The following is a 20,327-nucleotide window of genomic DNA, read 5'->3' on the forward strand; positions in this document are numbered from 1 at the left end:
GCAGCTCGAAAACCGACATCGCGCAGCGGTATTGCTGGCTGCGCGGCAGGACGCTTGGCAGGTCAGGCCGGGCGACCAGCCGAGAGCAGTTCCAGCACGGCCTTGCCGGCGTCGGACTGTGCGGCGTCGCCGCTCAAGCGTTCGGCCAGGGCTGCCACGACAATGGCATGGGTGTGCCGCAACACGCTGTCTGCATCGGCGCTGGCGTCCACGACATGTTTACCCGGCAATTGCAGCGCGGCGAAGATGGCACGGCAGCGTTCCAGGTTGTCCTGGGTTTCGAAGTGGTTGGGTGCGTCGCCGCGGGCGCGGATGCGGGCCAGGCCGGTGGGTGGCGGCAGGTCGAGCAGCAGCAGCACGTCCGGGCGCGGTGCGAAGGCATTGCGTTCCAACAGATCGTCCAGCGGCAGGCCGGCCGCGCCCTGGTAGGCGACCATCGACGGAAAGTAGCGGTCCAGGATCACGATGTCGCCGCGTGCCAATGCGGGGGCGATGAGGGTGTCCACATGTTCGTGGCGGTCGCGGATCAGCAGCTCGGCTTCTTCGTCCGCGCTCAGGCGGCCGGTGGCGGCGGACTGACGCAGCTGGGTGCCCCAGGGGCCATTGGTCGGCTCCTTGCTCAGCACGACGCGGGCGCCGGCCGCTTCCAGTGCGTTGGCCAGGCTGCGGGCGAGGGTGGTCTTGCCGGCGCCGTCGATACCTTCGATCGCGATCAGCAAGCCACCGGGCTTCAGTTCGATTGTCATCGCGCTACTTTATCCGATCGTGGCAATAGATCCGTCGCTGGCGATCTTGCAGGGCGTGCGCCCTGCATTGCTGCGGGGCGCTGGATCACGCAATGTCATGGCGTGATCGCAGGTGACGACCTTCATCCCAGACGACCTTCATTCCACATGAGCAGGTTGCGCAGGACGGTGGCGATGGTGGCAGCCCCGCTGGCACGTCCTCGCGCCCCGCTTGCTGGGCACGTTGGACCATGCATGCGCGTCCCGCCATCTGCCATCTGCCATCTGCCATCTGCCATGCACAAGCACCAAGCGTTCGAACACAACCCGCCGTCGAATCTATCGATGGCGCATCCGATGCCGAGCGGACGTATCAGCGAGGGTCTGGACAGCTCTCCCGCGCGCCGCCAGGCGCGGCAATCGCCGCAAGACGTCAGTCTTTGGCTGTGTGCAGCGGCGATCACTGCATCTGCGCCAACAGTGCGGTTCACGCGTGATATCGCGGGTTGTTCACGGGTTCCCCGGTCGCCGCGTTACCTGGCGCCGCCGGTATTGCCGATCCAGTATCACGGGTATGTCTTGCGCGATGTCAGGAATGTCCTGATGTCACCGCTTCTGTCCGCTGGGCATACTGAATAAGTCAGACACAGCGCTCATTTGTAGTACGACTGAGTCGCGTTTCTGGCTTCAAGGAAGAAGGACGCGTCGCCGCCACCCTAGAGGCGGCATCCCCCGCGTGACGCCCTTTTAGGCCCGTCGTGACCGGATTCCTTGTTTATTTTTTTGGCGTTTTGCCCGCCGCCGTACACGTACCGCGCCCGGGCGATCAGCTTGCCGAGGTATAGCGATAAGACAGCAGCGATTTCACCAAAAAGGTGATCTGGGTGGCCGAGCGCGCATCCACGCGCATGACCGGAATGCGGAAGCCTTCGGCCACCAGCGCATCGCGAAATGGCGGCAGCAGAAAGTCTTCGACCTCGTCGGTCATGGTGATGCCCACGGCCAGGCTGGCGTCCGGTGCGATCTGCGAAAACTCACGCAGCAACGCCAGGGTCGCGTCCAGCATCTGCGGGTCGCGCGCATTGCTCAGCACGATCACGCCGAGCGCGCCGTCGCAGACCAGCGGCCACATGAAATCCAGATATTTCTGGCCGGGCACGCCGTAGACGTGCAGCAATTCGCCGTCTTCCAGCTCGATGGAGCTGTAGTCCAGCGCGACCGTGGTGTAGGTCTTGTCGCCGTAGGCATCCTGGCTTAGCGGCATTTCGGTGCTGACCGGCTCCACGTCGGAGATGGCGCGCACCGCGGTGGTCTTGCCGGCGCCCATGCCGCCAACGAACACCAGTTTGTTGGCTGGAAGACTCATGACTGCGCCTGAGAAAGAGAGAGGCCAAACCGACGTGCGACCCAGGAGAAGAACCGGGAGTTACTGCTGTCCGGGCGACGCGGCGTTGAAGGCACGGGGATCTCCGCAGTCTGGGCAAGGCCGCTGGCAAGTGCGGCGGCGAACAGGCATTCCACCGTCTGCAGCGGTAGCTTGCAAGCATTGGCCAGCGCCTGCGGGCGCCACGGGCGCGCATGCAGGTGGGCAATGGCGAGCAGCTGCGCAGGCGAACTGGTGTCGGCGCTCAGCTCCGGCCACTGCCGTAGCTGCAACGCACGGCTGGCTTCCACCGCCGGCAGCGCGGGGCGCAGGTGCTCGGGCAGGGCGAAATACAGCGCTTCGAAGGAGAGGCGCTGCGTCAGAGCGGCATCGGCATCGCCGGTCACGCGCTGCCAGCCGGGGCGATCCAATGCGGCAACGAGCTCGGATAGCGACACGCCGGCCGGCAGGTGCAGGCAGTGACTGGATGGGTCCACGCGCACCAGCAGGTGCGCAGTGCGCAGCAGCACCGGGCTTGCGCCGAGTTCGCCGCGGCAATGGCGCAACAGCAGCGCCGGTTCGGCCACCTGGGCGGTATGTGGCGAAGACAACAGCAGACGCATCTGCTCGTTGAGTTCGCGCACTGTGGCGCCGTGCTTGAGCCAGGCGCCAGCGACAGGCGTGCGCGAGACAACCAAGACGCGCACCGGCTGGCCTTGCAATGCCTGCCATGCGGCCAGGCCGTCGGCCGTTTCCAGGCCCAGCACCACCACGTCGGCCGCATGCTGCGGCCATTCGCCCAACTGCACGTCGATACGCTCGGCGAGCAGCAGCGAGCACGCCAGTTTCAGGCGCGTGGTGTGCAGCAGATCCAGGCCGGCCGTGGCGACCCGCATGGCGTGAATGGGTGTGGTCATGAGATGGCGCCGTTTTGGCGCAGAAGAACGACAACACCTGCCGGTACGCACCGGCAGGCAGGGTCGGCGACGCGGGTGCGCCGCCGGACAGGCATCAACTGAAATCCAGGGTCTTTTCGAACGCCTTGAGCTCGTGGCGGGCCATGGCCAGGTTGGCCTTGGCGCGGTCCAGCACGACATACAGAAACAGCGTGCCGTTGCTTTCGAGCGGACGCAGCAGGTGGTACTGGCGCGACAGCGTGATCAGGATGTCTTCGATGGTGTCTTGCAGGCCGAGCTGCTCGGCGATACGGCGCTTGGCACGCACTACTTCGGTATTGCCGGCCGCGGCCAGTTCCAGGTTGAGCTCGGTGCCGCCGGTCATGCCCAGGGCCATGCCGCTATCGCTGTCGACCAGCGCGGCGCCGACGAAACCGGCGAGCGAATGCAATTGTTCCAGATTGAGTTTTGACATCGGTGGTCCCCTTCCAAACGGTGAGAAAAATCGGTGAGCTCATGCCAAGCACGAACAGTGCCAACGGCATCAGCCGGCCGCTTGCGCCAGGGCTGTGGCCAGGCGCCCGGCGCAGTCGCGCGCATTGAACAGCAGCGCGGCGGCATTGATATCGGAGCCGCCCACGGCGGTCAGCGTCAGCGGCTTGTCGGCGCGGATGCGGATCAGCACCAGTTGCCCGCCACGCGTGCTGATGGTCGCGTAGTCGGCCTCGCTCAGGCTCGACTCGCGGGCCAGCGTCTCGCCCAGGGTCAGGAACGAATTGGCCATCGCGGCTAAGCGACGTCCGTCCACATCCAGGCTGGATTGTTCGGTAATGGCGCGGCCATCGGCGGTGGACAGCATCAACAGCCGAATCCCCGGCTCGCGTTCGATGGTCTGTGCGAATTCGCGCCCGATCCGGTGCAGGTCGTACTGATGCGACGCCCGCGCGACTTCGCCCACGGCAGCCTTGACGACCTGGTTGACGGCGTTATGCGGCATGAAACTCCCCTGTTGCTGATGGCCCGAGCGCGTACGTGATGCGTGTCCTGCGCTGGCCGGCGCACCATACCACCGAGGTATTAGTGCGCAGTCACACCAGCCTCAGGCGCTTAACTGGGCGGTCAGACAAGCAGAATCTGCAAAGTCCAGCGGGCCACAAAGTGTCGTGGCACGTCACTGTAGCGGCGCGACAAGGCAGATCTAAACCCGTTCGTTTTGCCCGCAGACAGATGCAAACGGCATGCCGTGCTGCGCTGCCGCGCGTCACTGCGAGGGCGCGCCACTAGACTGCACGGCTTTATCGATGCTGGAGCAATACATGGCAACGCAGTACGTGCCGGTTTCCCTGATTGGCGTTCCCACCGATATCGGTGCCGGCCACCGCGGCGCACGGATGGGGCCGGAGGCGCTGCGCATCGCCGGGTTGCAGGAGGCCTTGGTCGGCCGTGGCGTGGAGGTGCGCGATCTGGGCAATCTGGATGGCCCGCGTAATCCGTGGCAGCTGCCGCAGGCCGGTTACCGGCATCTGGACGAAGTCGTCGCCTGGAACCAGGCGCTGATGGATGCCAGCTACGCCGAGCTGCAGGCCGGACGCATGCCGATCATGCTGGGCGGCGACCACTGCCTGGGCATCGGTTCGATCACCGCGGTGGCCAAGTACTGCCGCGAACAGGGGCGCCCGTTGCGGGTGCTATGGCTAGATGCGCACTCGGATTTCAACACCAGCGAGGTAACCCCGTCGGGCAACGTGCATGGCATGCCGGTGGCCTGCCTGTGCGGGCTGGGCCCGCAGGCGCTGACGCATCTGGGCGGCAGCGCGCCGGCGCTGCTCCCCGAGCAGGTACGGCAGATCGGCATCCGCTCGGTGGACCCGGAGGAGAAGCGCCTGATCAAGCAGCACCGCATCGACGTCTACGACATGCGTTACATCGACGAAGCCGGGATGAAGCGCACCATGGAAGCCGCGCTGCAGGGCATGAGCGCCGACACCCACCTGCATGTGAGCTTCGATGTGGACTTCCTCGACCCCAGCATCGCGCCGGGCGTGGGCACCACGGTGCCGGGTGGCCCCAACTACCGTGAGGCGCAGCTGGTAATGGAGATGATTGCCGACACCGGGCGCATGGGGTCGCTGGATATCGTCGAGCTCAATCCGGTGCTGGACAACCGCAATGCCACCGCCGAGCTGGCGGTGGATCTGGTCGAAAGCCTGTTCGGCAAGTCGACGCTGATGCGAGATTGATCCAGCGCTGAACGAGGCTGGCCCTCGTTCACATCAAATCCACGTCCGCGCAGTCAGATTTGGCGCCAAGCGAGGTGCGTTGGCACCGGGCGCAGACCGAGGAAGAGCAATGAAGCGACTGCTGACACTGATGGTGCTGGGCCTGTTCTCGGCCGGCGTGATGACTGGCTGCAACACCATGGCTGGCGCCGGCAAAGATATGCAGGGCGCGGGCGGCAAGGTCGAAAAGACCGCCGAGAAATGCAGCGACGGTAAGTGCTGATCCGTCACCGCTGGGTGGCGTTTGTTTGATTTGATTGATCTGCGGCAACGCGCCGCTTTACCCACGAAGGAGTCTGTTATGAAGCGTGCAATTGTGCTGCTGGTGCTGTCGATGTTCTCGGTCGCGATGTTGTCGGGTTGCAACACCGTCGCAGGTGCCGGTAAGGACGTGCAGGGCGCTGGCGAGAAAGTGGAAGACGCAGCGCGTAAGTGATCTGACGCCGCATGCAATGAAAAACGGGCCGCAGGGCCCGTTTTTTTTTGCCGAATTGACTGCGCTTCAGCGCACGCCGATCGCGCGGCTGCAGTGCTGCGCGCGCATGCGCAGATACACGTCAGCGCATGTGGTCGCCCGTTCAGTACGGTGATTGCCGGATTGACACCTCTTGATGCGCAACAAACGCAGCGCTCGGCAACCTGTCAGCACGGTCAATCGCGGCCGCATCAAGCGGAGTCAACGCAATGAACACTGACATCATTTCCGGCAAGTGGACCCAGCTCAAAGGCAAGATGCAGGCGAAGTGGGGCGATCTGACCGACGACGATTTCAAGGTTGCCGAAGGTAACGCCGAATACCTGCAGGGCAAGCTGCAGGAACGCTATGGCTGGGATCGCGACCGCGCCCAGACCGAAGTGCGCGCGTTCGAAAAGTCCGTGCGCGACGACACCTGATCTGCACACCGCGTCGCCCCCGCGATGGTGGGCGACGCTGCATTCTCTCGGGCCGCCCTGTGCGGCCCGTTCTGCGTCTGGCAAGCGCGCAGCCGGGGGATGAGGCGATGAGCAGCACGCGGAACCGTTAAACTTGCGCGCTGACTCCCTGGCATTACGCAGATGACCACTCGCGTTCTCACCGGCATCACCACTTCCGGCACCCCGCACCTTGGCAATTACGTCGGCGCGATCCGCCCGGCCATCCAGGCCAGCGCCGGCGACGATGCGGAGAGCTTCTATTTCCTGGCCGACCTGCACAGCCTGATCAAGGCGCAGGACCCGGCGCGCACCCAGCGCTCCACGTTGGAAATCGCCGCCAGCTGGCTGGCCTGCGGCCTGGACCCGGACAAGGTCTGGTTCTACCGCCAATCGGATGTGCCCGAGACCACCGAGTTGATGTGGTTGCTCACCTGTGTCGCCGGCAAGGGCATCCTCAATCGCGCGCATGCCTACAAGGCGGCGGTGGACAAGAATCGCGCCGACGGCGAAGACGACGATGCCGGCGTGAGCGCCGGGTTGTTCATGTACCCGGTGCTGATGGCGGCGGATATTTTGATCTTCAACGCGCACAAGGTGCCGGTGGGGCGCGATCAGATCCAGCACATCGAAATGGCGCGCGATTTTGCGCAGCGCTTCAATCATGTGTATGGACGCGACTTTTTTACCTTGCCCGATGCGGTGATCGACGAGCAGGTGTCCACCTTGCCGGGCCTGGACGGCCGCAAGATGAGCAAGAGCTACGGCAATACGATTCCGTTGTTCGCCCCGCGCGAGGAACTGCGCAAGCTGGTGTTTTCGATCCTGACCGACTCGCGCGCGCCGGGCGAAGCCAAGGACACGCAGGGATCGGCGTTGTTTCAGCTGTATCAGGCGTTTGCCACGCCGCAGGAAACGGCCGCCTTTGCGCAGGCATTTGCCGACGGCATCGGCTGGGGCGACGCCAAGCAGCAGTTGTTCGAGCGGATCGATCAGGAGATCGCACCGCTGCGCACGCGTTACGAGACGCTGATGGCCGATCCGGCAAAGATCGAAGCGATTCTGCGCGCCGGCGGTGCACGCCTGCGTGCGCGCTATGCCACGCCACTGCTGGCCGAGCTGCGCACTGCGGTGGGTCTGCGCGATCTATCCGATCAGGCGGGTCCTGCGGCCGCGCAGGCGGGTGAAAAAATCGCCTTGCCGCTGTTCAAGCAGTACCGCGAGAACGATGGCCAGTTCTATTTCAAGCTAACCGATAGTGCCGGTGCACTGCTGCTGCAGAGCGACGGCTTTGCCTCGCCACGCGATGCAGGCCAGTTGATCGCACGGCTGAAACAGGCCGAGCAGGCCAGCGATCTGCAGCTGCCGGGCGTGCATGCACAGGTCCAAGCCGATGCGATCCTTGCGGCAATGCGGCTGCTGCGCGAGGCGTGATCGGGGCGGGTGCGCAAGCTGCGGCAACCGCCTTGCGCGCGTGGGGAATTGCATCGCAGGTGCAATGCCGAGATTCAACAAGACGCTTGCGTAGTGCTTGAAGCCATCGTGCTAATGCATCGTTGCCTGGAACTACCGGCACACCGCGCACGCACTGCCTGCGCCTACACTGCGGCAGTCTTCTTTTAAGGCAGCTAACAAAACGTAGCGAGCGGTTGTCAGGTGGGTGTGGACGCCGCGCAGTGATCGGAGCGTACGCGTGGTACATGCCGCACCGAACAACGGCCGCACAGTCGTCTTGTCAGTTGCTTATCGCCACGGAATAGGAATGACAGCATTGAACGATCCCAGCATCCACACCATCGATACCGGCTTTGGCGGCGTGCAGTTCGACGCGGCGTATCTGATTGTCGAGGGGCAACGCGGGGCGTTTGTCGATTGCGGGACTTCCCTGTCGGTGCCGCATCTGCTGGCGGCAGTGCAAGCCGCCGGGCTGACGCCTGCGCAGGTGGAGTGGTTGATCCTGACCCATGTGCACCTGGATCACGCCGGCGGTGCCGGCGCCTTGTTGCAGCATCTGCCCAATGCGCGCGTACTGGTGCATCCGCGTGGTGCGCCGCATCTGATCGACCCGGCACGGCTGATTGCCGGTGCTACCGCGGTGTATGGCGAGGCGGAAATGGCACGCAGTTACGGCGAGATCGTGCCGGTGCCGGCCGAGCGCGTGGTGCAAGCGGTCGATGGCCAAGTTGTGCTGCTGGGCGAACGCGCGCTGCGCACGATCGATACGCCGGGACACGCGCGCCATCATCTATGCATATGGGATGCGCGCAGTCGCAGCTGGTTCACTGGCGACACCTTCGGGCTGTCGTATCGCCAGCTCGATAGCGCGCAGGGCGCTTTCATCCTGCCGACCTCTTCGCCGGTGCAGTTCGAGCCGGAGGCGATGCTGCAGTCGATCGCGCGGCTGATGGAGACCGCACCGCAGGCGATGTATCTGACCCATTACGGGCGGGTCACTTCGCCGGAGCCATTGGCGCAGGCGCTGATCGAGCAGATCCATGCGATGACCGCCATCGCACTGAGCTGCGCACAGCATACGGACCGCCATCGCTGCATGGTGGCGGGGTTGACCGAACTGTATCTGGAGCGCGCCCGCCAACATGGCTGCCGCCTGGACGACGCGGCGGTGGCGCAGCTGCTGGCCACCGATATCGAACTCAACGCGCAGGGCCTGGCGTGTTGGCTGGATCGCGCAACGCGGACCAGTTAGCGCGCTTGGAGCGGCTGACAAAATCTCTAGAACGCTGCATCAATTGCGGCGTGGATGCCGTCAACAATTCGATTAGCTCTCAAGCTGACCTACGCCTTGAGAAAGTAAGTCGGAGGACTGTGCTCACCGCCAAGCGGGCGCGGGCGCGGCCGGTGCTCGGTGCGGCATGTACCACGCGTACACTGCGGTTTCTCCGCGCCGTCCACACCCACCTGACGACTGCTCGCGACGTGTTGTTAGCCGCCCTTAGCCAGGCATGCAGTCCATGCGATTGAATACATTCTCGTGTCGTTGCGCTCCGGTGTTGGCCGCACGCTTGTAAACTGTGTGTCATCTATCTGTTGCAAGGCCACGCCGTGAATCCGATGCGCATCCTGTTGTTGTCCGCCTGCCTGTTTGTGGGAGGTGTGGCGCAGGCCGCCAACGATCTGCCGGGTGGCGGCATCGATGCGGAGGCGTTGTCGCGGCACGTGCGCTTGCTGGCATCGGATGAATTCGAAGGCCGTGCGCCGGCGAGCGCGGGCGAGCAGCGCACCGTCGATTATCTGGTCGAGCAGTTCAAGGCCGCCGGCGTGCAGCCGGGTGGCGAGCAGGGCGGTTGGACCCAGGCCGTGCCGCTGGTGCGCGCGCAGGTGGAGGGCCCGGTCAGCGCTACGCTGCGGGTGGGCGGTAAGACGCAGGCCTTGGTCAACGGCACCGATGTGACCTTGCAGAGCCTGCGGCCGATCGACAAGGTGGCGTTGAAGAATGCGCCGTTGGTGTTCGTCGGCTACGGCATCAGCGCGCCGGAGCGGCAGTGGGACGATTACAAAGGCGTGGACCTGCGCGGCAAGATCGCGGTGGTGCTGATCAACGATGCCGACTTCGACACCGCACAGCCAGGCGCGTTCGACGGCAAGGCGGTCACCTACTACGGCCGCTGGACCTACAAGTACGAAGAAGCCGCGCGCCGCGGCGCCGCCGGTGTGTTGATCGTGCACGAGACCGCGCCGGCCGCGTATGGCTGGGCCACGGTGCAGAGCTCGGGCCTGTCGCCGCTGTTCGATATCGAACGCAGCGATGCCGATGCGCGGGCGCAGCACGTGCCGGTGCGTGGCTGGATGCAGCGCAGCTTGGCAGCGTCGTTGTTCACGCAGGCCGGGCTGGATTTCGAACAGGCCAAGCAGCGTGCGCAGCAGCGCGACTTCGCACCGATGGCGCTGGGCGATGCCACGTTGTCGGTGGACTTCAAGCTCAAGCGCGAACGCGTGGTCACGCATAACGTGGTGGCCAAGCTCACCGGCACCCAGCATCCGGACGAGACGGTGATTTTCTCCGCGCACTGGGATGCGTTCGGGATCGGCAAGGCCGATGCCAGCGGCGATACGGTGCGACGCGGTGCAGTGGACAACGCCACCGGCGTGGCCAGCGTGCTGGAACTGGCGCGCGTGTTCGCCGCCGGCCCCAAGCCGCAGCGCACGCTGTACTTCATTGCATTGACCGCCGAAGAAAAGGGCTTGCTCGGTGCCAACTATTACGCGGCGCATCCGCTGGCGCCGTTGGACAAGACCGTGGCGGTGCTCAACATGGAGATGTTCAGCCCCGACGGCCCGACGCGCGATATCGCCTCGTGGGGCCGTGGCCGCGTGTCGCTGGAAGGCGATCTGGAACAGGCCGCCAAAGCGCGCGATCGCAGCTATTCGCCGGACCCGAATCTGGAAGCGGGCTTCTTTTACCGCGCCGACCATTTCGCCTTTGCGCGCATGGGCGTGCCGGCGATCACCGCAGGCCCGGGTCTGGACATGCTCAAAGGCGGCGTCAAGGCGGGCAAGGCATTGCGCGATACATACTTCGCCGACTGCTATCACCAGCCCTGCGACCGCTGGACTCCGCAATGGGATGCCACAGGCCATGCCGCCGATACCACGCTGGTCTACGACGTAGGCGTGGCGCTGGCCAATGGCCGGCAGTGGCCGAGCTGGCAGGATGGCTCGGAGTTCAAGGCGATCCGCGCCAAGAGCGATGCCGCGCGCAAGTAAGGCCTGACGGGTCAAACGCCCGCTGCGGTGTTACCGGGCCGGGCGTTGCATCGCTGGCGATGGCCGTGCGCAGCGCATCCAACCGCTAAGAGCAGCTAACAAAACTACTGTGCAGCCGCCAGGCGGGCGCGGCCGGTGCTCGGAATCGGCATGTACCACCCGTACACTCCGGTTCCTCCGCGCCGTCCACACCCACCTGACGACTGCTCGCTACGTTTTGTTAGCCGCTCTAAAGCGCGGAGCGTCGGCTGCAGTTTTATTTTTTGGGTTTGCCGCAGGGATAGCGCTTGCGCAGCGCTTCGATGATCAGGCCGGGAGCGGCTTCGTCCAGGCGCGCATCGGGCAGCGCGGTGATATCGGCGATGATCGGCAGCAGATCCGGCGGGCCGGCCTTGCCCGCCGGCATGCACCATTGCGTGCGATAGCTGGTGCTGGCCACGCCAAGCACGTAGGCGCCGGCGCGGCTGGCCGAGACCATGACCTTGAGTTCGGGCTGGTTCGGCGCGTTGATCTCAGGCGCCAGCGAGCCATCCAGCCCCGCCTCGATCAATTTGCGTCCGCTGAGTTCCCACGGCTCGAGTGTGCGTGCCGCTGCGGTGGTGGAGAGAAAGGTCAGGGCGGCCATGGCCAGCCAGGGAAGGCGACGCTGCATCTGCGCTCCGCAATGATGGGGTGAGTTGCACCATAGCGCGCAAGGCGGCGAAGGGCGTGCATGTAACGCCTCGGAGCGCCCCGCACTGCGACTGCGCGACCAGCAGACGCGCGCGGCCGGTGCTCGGCATCGGCATGTGTCAGATAGGCGCCAGTTCCTGTGCGCCGTCCATACCCGCATGCAGCCGTTCTTAGGTTGCGGCCAGACAGACGCAGCCGTGGCGCACTAACAACATGCCGCGCGTGCAGTGGTGTTGGTGCACGCCGTCCACGCGCTTGATACGTGGCTGCCAGGTGCCGTCAGCCGTTTTTGGGCTTGGGTAGGTGCTCTAGAATGAACGCTTCCGCTGCACTTGGCCCTGTTCCGATGTCTTCCTCTCACGACGCTGCCGCGCCTGCGCGCAGCGGGTTGGTCGCTCTCGCGTTGCTGCTAGTCTACGTGGTCTGGGGCTCGACCTATCTGGCGATCCGGTTTGCGCTGGAAGGCGGCGCGCAGCCGCTGACGATGGTGTCCGGCGCGCGCTTCATCATCGCCGGCAGCGTGCTCTACAGCGTGCTGCGTTGGCGCGGTGTAGCGGCACCGACGCGTGCGCAATGGAAGAACGTGGGCTTGATGGGCGCGGCCTTGTTGCTGCTGGGTAACGGCATGGTGGTGCTGGCAGAGCGCAGCGTGTCTTCGGGCTTGGCGGCCACGTCGGTGGCGTCGGTGCCGCTGTGGATGGCGTTGTTCGGCGCGTTGCGCGGGCAGCATGCCAGTCGTGGCGAATGGCTGGGCATCGTGATCGGATTTTTGGGCGTGGTGTGGCTCAACGCCGGCAGCAGTCTCACCGCAACGCCGGGGGGATTGGTGTTGTTGCTGATCGCGCCCATCGGCTGGGCATTCGGCTCGGTGTGGTCGCGTGGACGCGATCTGCCATCGCCCTTCATGACCGCTGCCGGGCAGATGCTGTGCGGCGGTGTGCTGCTGGTGAGCACCGGCCTGCTGATCGGCGAGCGCCCGCAGGCCTGGCCGACGTCGCAGGGACTATTGGCGGTGGCGTACCTATGCGTGTTCGGCTCGATCGTGGCGTTCACTGCGTACGTGTGGCTGCTGCATCACGTCCGCCCGGCGCTGGCCGGCAGCTATGCCTACGTCAATCCGGTGATTGCGGTGGCGCTGGGGGCGTGGCTGGGGCATGAGCAATTCACCGCGCACGATATCGGCGCGATGGCGGTGATTCTGGGTGGCGTGCTGGTGGTCACCCTGGCCAGGGCACGGCGATGAGTACGCCTGTGCCGGTGCCGGCGGAGGACGCGCGGCGCGGTCTGTTGATCACCGCCTCGGCCTTCGTGATCTGGGGTCTGGTGCCGCTGTATTGGCATCTGCTCAAGGCGGTGCCATCGCTGCAGATCATTGCGCACCGTATCGTGTGGAGCACGGTGCTGGTGGTGGCGTGGCTGGTGGCGACCTCGGGCCTGCGTTGGTGGCGCACGATTGCCGCGCAGCCGCGCGCGTTGTGGATGCTGGCTGGCAGCAGCGTGGCGATTGCGTTCAATTGGGGCCTGTATATCTGGGCGATCAACGCCGGGCATGTGATCGAAGCCAGCCTGGGCTACTTCATCAATCCATTGCTGAGCGTGTTGCTGGGCGTGCTGGTGCTGAAAGAGCGCCTGCGCGGCATCCAGTGGCTGGCCGTGGTGTGCGCCGCAATCGGTGTGCTGTGGTTGACCATCGATGCCGGTGCGCCGCCGTGGATTGCGCTGGGGCTGGCGGTGTCGTTCGGTATGTATGGCCTGCTGCGCAAGCTGGTGGCGGTGGATGCGGTCGCCGGCCTGGGCGTGGAAAGCGTGTATCTGTTCGTGCCGGCGCTGCTGCTGGCGGGATGGGGCGAGCAGGGCCACGGCGGCGCGTTCCTGAGCGGCTGGGATCTGCGCACCGATCTGTTGCTGATCTTCGGCGGCGTAGTGACGGCGGTGCCGCTGATCGGGTTTGCGTATGGCGTGCGGCGGATCCCGCTGTCGCTGGTGGGCATCCTGCAGTACATCGGGCCGAGCCTGCAGCTGTTGCTGGGCGTGTGGTTCTTCCATGAGCCGTTCGATCAGGGGCGTGCGATTGGATTCGCTGCGATCTGGGTCGGCTTGCTGCTGTTTGTCGGCGACAGCGTGCTGCGCGCGCGGCAGCCGGTGGCGGTGCGCTGAGCGCGTGCCGGCTGCGTCCTGTGCAAAGGACGCAGCGAGTGCTCGATCAGCTACTCGGTACCGGCATCGGCAACGCAACCGCCAGCGTGGAGGCCGGAAGTGCCTGCGGAGCGGGGCAGTGGCCGGGGCTGTGTTGAACCTGCGCCAGCCAGTGGTCGATCGGTGCGCCCAGCAGGTCCAGCCGCAGCGGCAGGCTCAGATGATTTTCGCCGCGCAACTCGACGTAATGCGCGCGCGTGCTGGCCAGCGCCAGGGCGCGGCCATGCGCCACCGGAATGTGTTGATCGGCATCGCCATGCAGCAGTAACACGCAGCTGCGCGTGTCGGCCAGCGCCTGCGCCACATCGACATGGTCCAGATCCAGTTTGAGCTGGCTGTCGGCGGCGGCGATCACCGCATCGAGATTCTGGTCGGCATAGCGCCAGCGTGCGTACGCCGCCACCGCGTGCCCGCGCCAGCCGCTGGGATGGCTGGTGAGCAGGTGCGGCACCATGTCGCGGATGCCGCGCCCGGCATTGGCGAAGGATTCCATCGCCACCACGCCGGCCACGCGCGGGCCGAGTTTGTCGGCGGTGAACAGCGCGGTGGCCGCACCATAGGAAATGCCGAACAGATACAGCGGCCCGTGGATTTCGCCGCGCGGCTGCAGTGCGTTGATGACATCGATCACGTCGTCGGACTCGCGCGTGCCGTAGCCCGACGGCCCACCGCCGGAATGGCCGTGGTTGCGCAGATCGATGGTGATCACCCGATAGCCGGCCTGTGCCAATTCCAGCGACCACGGCAGCAGCGAATCTCCATCCATCATCCAGCCGTGCAGCAACACCACGGTGCCGCGTGGCGTCGGTGGCGGCACGCGGGGCACGCTGAAGCTGAAGTCCACATCCAGCGCATGCGCCGGGTCGTTGCGCTGGCCCAGGTAGCGGTAGTGCATGGCGTATTGGCCCGGATCGATCGCACGCCAGAAGATCGGCACCGCATCGCGCGTGACCACATGGCCGCTGCGGTTGGGCACCGTGGCGATGGTGGCGGCGATGCGTTCTTCGTCCAGCAACGGCGACACACCACCGGGCGCGACCAGGCGCTCGCTGAGCGAGGTGGAGGACGAAGAACAGCCGGCCAGCCACAGGCAGGCGCAGGCCAGCAGAAACAGGCGCGTCATAGCGGCACATCGTTGGATCAAACGGCCGAGCAGGCTACGGCCTGCCGGGCCCGCGCATCTACCGCACTGGGGTGACAAAACGGTGACAGCCTGCAATACATTCAGTTACTGCAGGCAGCGCTGCGGCGACGGAGGCGGCGACTTCAAATCCCGACGCCCAACCCCAGGCGGTCCAACAACCACCTGAAACCGGAGACGCCACGATGCCGCCGCCACCGGCATCGCGCCTTCGCTGTAACCAATCCCCACTCCCAAATCCCGGCACTCCAACGGAGTGCCTACACCTCGCGCAATGCGGTGGTGATCGGCAAGCGCGCCGCGCGCAATGCCGGGAACAGCCCGCCGACCAGGCCAATGCCCAGCGCCCACTTCAAACCGCTCCACAGCAGCTCCGGCGACACCTTGAACTGGAACACCACTTGGCTGAAGTTGTTGCCCAGCGTGGAGACGGTGTAGCCGTTGAACACCGCCCAGGCGATCAACCCACCGAGCAGCCCACCCAGCAGCGCCAGCAGCATGGTTTCCAACATCAGCGCCATGATCACCGGCGTGCCGCGAAACCCGATCGCCCGCATCGTGGCGATCTCACGCGCACGCGTGGCCACCGCCGCATACATGGTGTTGAGCGCACCGAACACCGCGCCCACCGCCATGATCGCGCCGATCACCGTGCCCAGGATGCTGATCAGGCGGTTCAATCCGCCGCCTTGCTTGCCGTAATACGCGCGGGTGGTTTCCACATCCAGCTTGAGCCGCGGGTCGGCTGCCATGGCCGTCTTGAACTGATCGAAGCCGGCCTTGCCAGCGGTGCGCACGGTGATCGACTGGTACGCGCGGCGGTTGTAGGTGGTGGCCAGCGTCTGCGCATCGGTCCACATCTCCGAATCGTGCGCATCGCCGGAGGCGAACACGCCCACCACCGTCCATTGCTGGCTGCCCAGGGTGAGCGTCTTGCCCAGCTCCAGGCCGCGGAACTGATTCAACGCACCTTTGCCGACCACCATTTCGCGCAGGCCGGTGGTGAAGCGGCGGCCCTGCACGATCTTGACCTTGTCATGCACGCCCCAGGCCTGCTCGCCCACGCCACGCAATTGCGCATTGACGTCGGTGCCATCGGAGCGCGAAGCGATGTTGACCACCTGCGACAACTCCGGCGACACCATCGGGCGCCCGTTGGCATCGGTGGCGATCCCCGGCAGGCTGCCGATCAGCGGCACCAGGTCGCGGGTGATCACCGAGTTGGTCTCCGCCTGCGAGCCGCCACGCAAGACAATGGCGGTGGTGTCGTCGCCGGTGCTGTTGAGAGTGGCCTGGAAACCCTGGCCCATCGCCAGCATCGCCACCAGCACGCCGACCACGCCCGCAATGCCGACCACGATCACCGAGGTGGAGCCCCAGCGTTGCGGCAAGCTGGCGATGCCGATGCGTGCGGCGGCCAGCGACAGGCGGCCACTGCGCGTGACCACCAGCCACAGCGCCAGCAGCACCGCGATCGGCAGCAACCACATCCACGGCAGCGCGATCCACAGCCCCAGGCCGAGTGCCAGCAGCACCACGGACAACAAGGTGACGCCACGATCTTTCCATTTGCGTTGCATGTGCATGCTCCTGTCAGCGGCCGGCGAGGGCATCGACGATCTTCAAGCGCTGCGCGCGTAACGCCGGCAGCACACCCACCACGATGCCGATGCCGGCCATCAAGCCGAACGCCACCAGCCAGGTCTGCAACGGCACGGTCTGGGTCGGCATCAGCCCGCCGCTGCGCGCGGATACCGCCGGGATGACCAACTCTGCCAGGCCCATGCCGATCAACCCGCCCAGGCCGATCAACAACACCGATTCGATCATCACCAGGCTCAGCACCGTGCGGTCCTGAAAGCCCAGCGTCTTGAGCGTGGCCAACTCCGGGATGCGCTCGCGTACCGCCTGCGCCATGGTGTTGCCGGTCAGCAGCAACAGGGTGAAAAACACCGCGGCCATGATCGAGGTGACGATCAGCCCGATATCGGCGAACTGCTTGACGAAGGCCTGCTGAAACGCCGATTCGGTTTGCGACTTGGTTTCGTGATCGGAGTTGGCCGACAGCGCATCGATGGCCTGCGCCACGCGCGAGGCCTGGTCGGGGTTGCTCAGGGTCACCGTCAACCAGCTCACTTGATTCTTGATGTAGTCGTTGGATTCGTCGAAGTATTTCCAGTTCATCATCAACTGGCGTTCCTGATTGGCCGCCACGGTGCGATCCTTCATCCGATAGATGCCGACCAGTTGCAACGGCCAATCGTTACTGCCGCCACGCGGAAAGATGGTGGCCTGCAGCGGGATGGTGTCGCCGATCTTCCAGCCGAATTGCTTGGCCAGGGTTTCGCCGACCACCGCACCGGTGCGCGTGGTCTGAAAGGCCTTGAGTTGGTCTTTGGGAAGTGCGTATTCGCTGTAGACGTCGAAAAAGTTCGGCGCCACTGAAAAGTTGGGAAAGAAATTCTTCGGGTCGCGATAGATGCCGCCGAACCACATGGCCGAGGTCACATCGCGCACGCCCGGCACGCCGCGCACCTGCGCTTCCAGGCGGATCGGCAGCGATTGGGTGATCGACAGGCGCGAGGCCACCACCAGGCGATTCACCCCGCTGACGCTGCCGCCGGAGGTAAACGCCACACGCACCGAATCCAGCATGCCGAATAATAAAAACGCAGCCACCACCGACAACAGCGTCAGCAAGGTCCGTGTCTTGCTGCGAAACAATTGCGCCCACACCAGCGAGAAATACTTCATGGCAGCGCTCCTTTAGAGCGCGAGTGGCGCGTCGGCCAGCTCGCCCTTGTCCAGATGGATGGTGTGCGTGGCGTACTCGGCGGCCTTGGGGTCGTGGGTGACCATCACGATGGTCTTGCCGTGTTCGCGATTGAGTTCCTGCAGCAGGCGCAGAATTTCTTCGGCGTTGTGGCGGTCCAGATCGCCGGTCGGTTCGTCGCAGATCAAAAAAGTGGGGTCGGACACGATGGCGCGCGCAATCGCCACGCGCTGCTGCTGGCCGCCGGACAATTCACTGGGCTTGTGGCTGCGTCGCTCCTGCAGGCCCACCAGGGTCAAGGCGATCTCCGCATTGCGCTTGCGCTGCGCGGCGTTGAGCGAGGTCAGCAGCAGCGGTAATTCCACATTCTTTTGCGCAGTGAGCATCGGCATCAGGTTGTAGAACTGAAACACGAAGCCGACGTGGTGGCTGCGCCAGGTGGCAAGCTGCCCACCGCTCATGCGGTCGATGCGCTCGCCCTCGATTTCGATCTCGCCACCGCTGGGGCTGTCCAGCCCGCCGATCAGATTGAGCAAGGTGGTCTTGCCCGAGCCGGACGGGCCCATCAACGCGACGAAATCGCCTGCGGCAATTTCCAGATCGATGCCGTGCAGCACCTGCACCTGCTCCGGGCCGCGTTGGTAGGTCTTGGTGATGTTGCGCAAGCTGACGAGAGCGGTCATGGCGACTCCTGGCGATGCAATGGGATAAGGAAGCGATGCGGCACAACAACTGCGATTGTGTGAGCGACGATGCGAGGCACGACGACGGTGAAGCGATCCATCAGCAGCGTGGTGCTGTGCGGTGTGCGCGGAGAGCCAGCCGGATCGCCGTGTGCCGCACTCGCGCGACTCCCCGTGTTTGATGCCGTTTGAGGCCCTCTCAAACAGCACCTAACACCTGCTGTAAGCGGATGGGCTGGATCGCCTTCCGCTCTCTAACGACGATGTTTCATTGCAACAAGCCCATCCCGATGCAGCGTGATGCTGGCAACACCGATGCCGCGCGCCGCAAGCGATACCGCGGAACGGCGTTGTGCGTGCCGGGCCAGCCGTTACTGCGCAGCGTCGGCATCTGCTTCGGCCACGGTGTCGCCATCCTTCAAGGTCGCTGGCGGATTCACCACTACGCTGTCGCCGGCACTCAACCCCGAGACCACCTGGCGATCCTCGCCCATCGTCATGCCGGTGGTGACGGCGCGCTCGCTGACCGCATTGCGCTCGCCGACCACGAAGGCCACGGTGCGCGTGTCGCGTTCGACCAACGCCGCTGCCGGCACGCGCACGCCTTGCGGCTTGGCCGCTTCCTGCGGCTTGGCCTGTTCCAGAAAACTCACCCGCACGCCCATTTCCGGCACGATGCGCGGGTCCTTGACCTTGAGCGCCACCCGCACTTTCACCGTCGCCTTGCCGCGGTCGGCAGTGGGGATGATGGCGATCACTTCGCCGGGAATCTTCCATTCCGGGTAGGCGTTAAGTACCGCTTCCACCGGCATCTGCGGCTGCACACGTCCGATGTAGGACTCACCGACTTCCACTTCGATTTCCAGCGATTCCATATCGACGATGGTGCCGATGCCGGTACGGGTGAAGCCACCACCGGCAGACAGTGGCGAGACGATTTCGCCCGGCTGCGCCGCCTTGGCGGTGACCACACCGGCAAACGGTGCGCGCACCACGTTGAAGTCCGAGCGGATGCCGGCAATGGCCAGTTGATCGGAGGCCACCTGCACGTTGCGCTGTGCGTTCTGCAACTGCGCACGCAATGCATCGCGTTGCGCGGTGGCTTGTTCGTACTGCGAGCGCGATACCAGTTGTGCGCCCACCAGCGATTGCAGGCGCGTGGCATCGGTGTTTGCCACGGCCAGTTGCGCCTGTATGTTGTCGACCTGGCTGCGCGCGGCCGACACCTGCGATGCAGACAGTGTGCGCTGCGCATCGGCATCCAACGGGTCCAGCGTGGCCATCACCTGGCCCTGTTCGACGCGCATGCCTTCTTCGATCATCACTTCGCGCACCTTGCCGGTGACCTGCGCCGACACCGTTGCCATACGCCGCGCCACCACGTAACCCGAAGCATCCAGCACCGAGGCGCTGCTACTGCCGGCACTGATCGCCACCACCGGCGCGGTCTGCACCTTGATCACCGGTGTGCGGGTGAACCACCACGCGGCCGCAGCCAGCGTAATGACCATGACGATGGCGGCGATGATCCAGCCGGTGCGGCGCACAGGCGGCGGCGTGGCAGGACGCTGGCGGTCGATGCGGAGTTGCTTGAGCAGATCGGCGGATGTGTTCATCGATAACCAGGACAGAAGGCTGCGCAGAATGTGACTGCCTGCAGGGCGCGCCGCAAGCTGCCGGAAGTCACCAACTGCAGCGAGGCGACCAACGGTAAGCCGGCACGGCGCAACTGCAAGGTGCTGCGCAGCATGCGGCCAAGGCCGCCGTATCGACCAGTGACAGGTGTCACCTGCACGCCATGACAGGCGCGACTGTGCGCATCGGCTGCAAGCGACCACGCTTGCGCCACCGCCTGATTGCCGAAATCCCCATGCGCTGTCTCCGCCAGTCCGACGTCGACGTCCCTGCTGCCGCAACATCACATTGCACACCATCCACCAGCGGCGGTGACCCGCATGCATG

The 20,327-nt window shown here is 65.1% G+C and carries 20 protein-coding genes and 3 other RNA genes; 11 read left to right on the forward strand and 12 right to left on the reverse strand.

Features of this window, described 5'->3' with window-relative positions; translation table 11 throughout:
- Window positions 1-62: 62 nt before the first annotated feature.
- From tmk to ABQU90_RS18640, 5 genes are all read right to left on the reverse strand, one after another.
- Window positions 63-746 carry a dTMP kinase gene (gene tmk / locus ABQU90_RS18620; RefSeq protein WP_055847214.1) on the reverse strand — a complete coding sequence of 228 codons (684 nt, stop codon included), beginning with the start codon at window positions 744-746 and terminating at the stop codon, window positions 63-65.
- An 805-nt stretch (window positions 747-1,551) separates the two neighbouring features.
- A complete protein-coding gene (locus ABQU90_RS18625; RefSeq protein ID WP_115554835.1) occupies window positions 1,552-2,091 on the reverse strand; it encodes a GTP-binding protein in 540 nt (179 codons plus the stop codon).
- On the reverse strand, window positions 2,088-3,005 hold the full coding sequence (locus tag ABQU90_RS18630; RefSeq protein ID WP_323523356.1) for a hypothetical protein: 918 nt from the start codon (window positions 3,003-3,005) through the stop codon (window positions 2,088-2,090). Before ABQU90_RS18630 ends, ABQU90_RS18625 begins: the two co-directional genes overlap by 4 nt.
- Window positions 3,006-3,099: 94 nt before the next feature.
- Window positions 3,100-3,459, reverse strand: coding sequence for a roadblock/LC7 domain-containing protein (locus ABQU90_RS18635; RefSeq protein WP_055847222.1), 360 nt, complete (start codon window positions 3,457-3,459; stop codon window positions 3,100-3,102).
- A gap of 69 nt (window positions 3,460-3,528) precedes the next feature.
- Window positions 3,529-3,981 carry a roadblock/LC7 domain-containing protein gene (locus ABQU90_RS18640; protein ID WP_055847225.1) on the reverse strand — a complete coding sequence of 151 codons (453 nt, stop codon included), beginning with the start codon at window positions 3,979-3,981 and terminating at the stop codon, window positions 3,529-3,531.
- A gap of 319 nt (window positions 3,982-4,300) precedes the next feature.
- Here ABQU90_RS18640 and rocF point away from each other — a divergent pair, with 319 nt between their 5' ends.
- The 5 genes from rocF to ABQU90_RS18665 all read left to right on the forward strand — a co-directional run bounded on the left by rocF (window position 4,301) and on the right by ABQU90_RS18665 (window position 7,609).
- Entirely contained in the window at window positions 4,301-5,224 is a 924-nt protein-coding gene (rocF, locus tag ABQU90_RS18645) for an arginase (RefSeq protein WP_115555151.1), read from the forward strand.
- Window positions 5,225-5,333: 109 nt separating this feature from the next.
- Window positions 5,334-5,486 (forward strand): entericidin A/B family lipoprotein, encoded by a 153-nt coding sequence (locus tag ABQU90_RS18650; protein ID WP_055847227.1) that lies wholly within the window; start codon window positions 5,334-5,336, stop codon window positions 5,484-5,486.
- 78 nt (window positions 5,487-5,564) lie between these two features.
- Window positions 5,565-5,699 (forward strand): entericidin A/B family lipoprotein, encoded by a 135-nt coding sequence (locus ABQU90_RS18655; RefSeq protein ID WP_005989324.1) that lies wholly within the window; start codon window positions 5,565-5,567, stop codon window positions 5,697-5,699.
- 248 nt (window positions 5,700-5,947) lie between these two features.
- Entirely contained in the window at window positions 5,948-6,157 is a 210-nt protein-coding gene (locus ABQU90_RS18660; RefSeq protein WP_115514165.1) for a CsbD family protein, read from the forward strand.
- 162 nt (window positions 6,158-6,319) lie between these two features.
- The gene (locus tag ABQU90_RS18665) at window positions 6,320-7,609 is read left to right on the forward strand and encodes a tryptophan--tRNA ligase (protein ID WP_323523357.1); all 1,290 of its coding nucleotides are present in this window, start codon (window positions 6,320-6,322) and stop codon (window positions 7,607-7,609) included.
- A 192-nt stretch (window positions 7,610-7,801) separates the two neighbouring features.
- On the opposite strand, the gene ABQU90_RS18670 is transcribed toward ABQU90_RS18665, so the two are convergent.
- A non-coding RNA gene (locus ABQU90_RS18670) (sX9 sRNA) lies at window positions 7,802-7,877 on the reverse strand.
- Window positions 7,878-7,937: 60 nt separating this feature from the next.
- Between ABQU90_RS18670 and ABQU90_RS18675 the strand changes: the two genes are divergently transcribed.
- From ABQU90_RS18675 to ABQU90_RS18690, 4 genes are all read left to right on the forward strand, one after another.
- The gene (locus ABQU90_RS18675; RefSeq protein ID WP_323523358.1) at window positions 7,938-8,882 is read left to right on the forward strand and encodes an MBL fold metallo-hydrolase; all 945 of its coding nucleotides are present in this window, start codon (window positions 7,938-7,940) and stop codon (window positions 8,880-8,882) included.
- 166 nt (window positions 8,883-9,048) lie between these two features.
- A non-coding RNA gene (locus ABQU90_RS18680) (sX9 sRNA) lies at window positions 9,049-9,124 on the forward strand.
- A gap of 123 nt (window positions 9,125-9,247) precedes the next feature.
- Window positions 9,248-10,900: a M28 family metallopeptidase gene (locus ABQU90_RS18685; RefSeq protein WP_407078789.1), complete on the forward strand. Its 1,653-nt coding sequence runs from the start codon at window positions 9,248-9,250 to the stop codon at window positions 10,898-10,900.
- 150 nt (window positions 10,901-11,050) lie between these two features.
- A non-coding RNA gene (locus ABQU90_RS18690) (sX9 sRNA) lies at window positions 11,051-11,126 on the forward strand.
- 30 nt (window positions 11,127-11,156) lie between these two features.
- Here ABQU90_RS18690 and ABQU90_RS18695 read toward each other — a convergent pair.
- Window positions 11,157-11,552 carry a Rap1a/Tai family immunity protein gene (locus tag ABQU90_RS18695; RefSeq protein WP_323523359.1) on the reverse strand — a complete coding sequence of 132 codons (396 nt, stop codon included), beginning with the start codon at window positions 11,550-11,552 and terminating at the stop codon, window positions 11,157-11,159.
- Between the two features lie 366 nt (window positions 11,553-11,918).
- Between ABQU90_RS18695 and yedA the strand changes: the two genes are divergently transcribed.
- Both yedA and rarD read left to right on the forward strand, forming a co-directional pair.
- Complete coding sequence (gene yedA / locus ABQU90_RS18700) at window positions 11,919-12,815, forward strand: drug/metabolite exporter YedA (RefSeq protein ID WP_323523360.1); 897 nt, start codon at window positions 11,919-11,921, stop codon at window positions 12,813-12,815.
- On the forward strand, window positions 12,812-13,729 hold the full coding sequence (gene rarD / locus ABQU90_RS18705) for an EamA family transporter RarD (RefSeq protein WP_115529393.1): 918 nt from the start codon (window positions 12,812-12,814) through the stop codon (window positions 13,727-13,729). Before yedA ends, rarD begins: the two co-directional genes overlap by 4 nt.
- A gap of 46 nt (window positions 13,730-13,775) precedes the next feature.
- On the opposite strand, the gene ABQU90_RS18710 is transcribed toward rarD, so the two are convergent.
- The 5 genes from ABQU90_RS18710 to ABQU90_RS18730 form a co-directional block, all read right to left on the reverse strand.
- Window positions 13,776-14,891: an alpha/beta fold hydrolase gene (locus tag ABQU90_RS18710; RefSeq protein WP_323523361.1), complete on the reverse strand. Its 1,116-nt coding sequence runs from the start codon at window positions 14,889-14,891 to the stop codon at window positions 13,776-13,778.
- A gap of 278 nt (window positions 14,892-15,169) precedes the next feature.
- Complete coding sequence (locus ABQU90_RS18715) at window positions 15,170-16,495, reverse strand: ABC transporter permease (RefSeq protein ID WP_323523362.1); 1,326 nt, start codon at window positions 16,493-16,495, stop codon at window positions 15,170-15,172.
- 7 nt (window positions 16,496-16,502) lie between these two features.
- Complete coding sequence (locus ABQU90_RS18720; protein ID WP_323523363.1) at window positions 16,503-17,663, reverse strand: ABC transporter permease; 1,161 nt, start codon at window positions 17,661-17,663, stop codon at window positions 16,503-16,505.
- 12 nt (window positions 17,664-17,675) lie between these two features.
- Complete coding sequence (locus tag ABQU90_RS18725; protein ID WP_055847251.1) at window positions 17,676-18,365, reverse strand: ABC transporter ATP-binding protein; 690 nt, start codon at window positions 18,363-18,365, stop codon at window positions 17,676-17,678.
- A 371-nt stretch (window positions 18,366-18,736) separates the two neighbouring features.
- Complete coding sequence (locus ABQU90_RS18730) at window positions 18,737-19,981, reverse strand: efflux RND transporter periplasmic adaptor subunit (RefSeq protein WP_323523364.1); 1,245 nt, start codon at window positions 19,979-19,981, stop codon at window positions 18,737-18,739.
- Between the last annotated feature and the right edge of the window lie 346 nt (window positions 19,982-20,327).

The sequence above is a fragment of the Xanthomonas sp. WHRI 10207 genome (assembly GCF_040202975.1).
In the GTDB taxonomy this organism is placed as follows: domain Bacteria; phylum Pseudomonadota; class Gammaproteobacteria; order Xanthomonadales; family Xanthomonadaceae; genus Xanthomonas.

Coding starts and splice junctions, on each gene's coding strand:
- ABQU90_RS18650 (WP_055847227.1), top strand. CDS start 5,334: ATGAAGCGACTGCTGACACTGATGGTGCTGGGCCTGTTCTCGGCCGGC.
- ABQU90_RS18625 (WP_115554835.1), bottom strand. CDS start 2,091: ATGAGTCTTCCAGCCAACAAACTGGTGTTCGTTGGCGGCATGGGCGCC.
- ABQU90_RS18720 (WP_323523363.1), bottom strand. CDS start 17,663: ATGAAGTATTTCTCGCTGGTGTGGGCGCAATTGTTTCGCAGCAAGACA.
- ABQU90_RS18710 (WP_323523361.1), bottom strand. CDS start 14,891: ATGACGCGCCTGTTTCTGCTGGCCTGCGCCTGCCTGTGGCTGGCCGGC.
- tmk (WP_055847214.1), bottom strand. CDS start 746: ATGACAATCGAACTGAAGCCCGGTGGCTTGCTGATCGCGATCGAAGGT.
- ABQU90_RS18715 (WP_323523362.1), bottom strand. CDS start 16,495: ATGCACATGCAACGCAAATGGAAAGATCGTGGCGTCACCTTGTTGTCC.
- ABQU90_RS18695 (WP_323523359.1), bottom strand. CDS start 11,552: ATGCAGCGTCGCCTTCCCTGGCTGGCCATGGCCGCCCTGACCTTTCTC.
- rarD (WP_115529393.1), top strand. CDS start 12,812: ATGAGTACGCCTGTGCCGGTGCCGGCGGAGGACGCGCGGCGCGGTCTG.
- ABQU90_RS18655 (WP_005989324.1), top strand. CDS start 5,565: ATGAAGCGTGCAATTGTGCTGCTGGTGCTGTCGATGTTCTCGGTCGCG.
- ABQU90_RS18630 (WP_323523356.1), bottom strand. CDS start 3,005: ATGACCACACCCATTCACGCCATGCGGGTCGCCACGGCCGGCCTGGAT.
- ABQU90_RS18640 (WP_055847225.1), bottom strand. CDS start 3,981: ATGCCGCATAACGCCGTCAACCAGGTCGTCAAGGCTGCCGTGGGCGAA.
- ABQU90_RS18675 (WP_323523358.1), top strand. CDS start 7,938: ATGACAGCATTGAACGATCCCAGCATCCACACCATCGATACCGGCTTT.
- ABQU90_RS18665 (WP_323523357.1), top strand. CDS start 6,320: ATGACCACTCGCGTTCTCACCGGCATCACCACTTCCGGCACCCCGCAC.
- ABQU90_RS18730 (WP_323523364.1), bottom strand. CDS start 19,981: ATGAACACATCCGCCGATCTGCTCAAGCAACTCCGCATCGACCGCCAG.
- rocF (WP_115555151.1), top strand. CDS start 4,301: ATGGCAACGCAGTACGTGCCGGTTTCCCTGATTGGCGTTCCCACCGAT.
- yedA (WP_323523360.1), top strand. CDS start 11,919: ATGTCTTCCTCTCACGACGCTGCCGCGCCTGCGCGCAGCGGGTTGGTC.
- ABQU90_RS18725 (WP_055847251.1), bottom strand. CDS start 18,365: ATGACCGCTCTCGTCAGCTTGCGCAACATCACCAAGACCTACCAACGC.
- ABQU90_RS18660 (WP_115514165.1), top strand. CDS start 5,948: ATGAACACTGACATCATTTCCGGCAAGTGGACCCAGCTCAAAGGCAAG.
- ABQU90_RS18635 (WP_055847222.1), bottom strand. CDS start 3,459: ATGTCAAAACTCAATCTGGAACAATTGCATTCGCTCGCCGGTTTCGTC.
- ABQU90_RS18685 (WP_407078789.1), top strand. CDS start 9,248: ATGCGCATCCTGTTGTTGTCCGCCTGCCTGTTTGTGGGAGGTGTGGCG.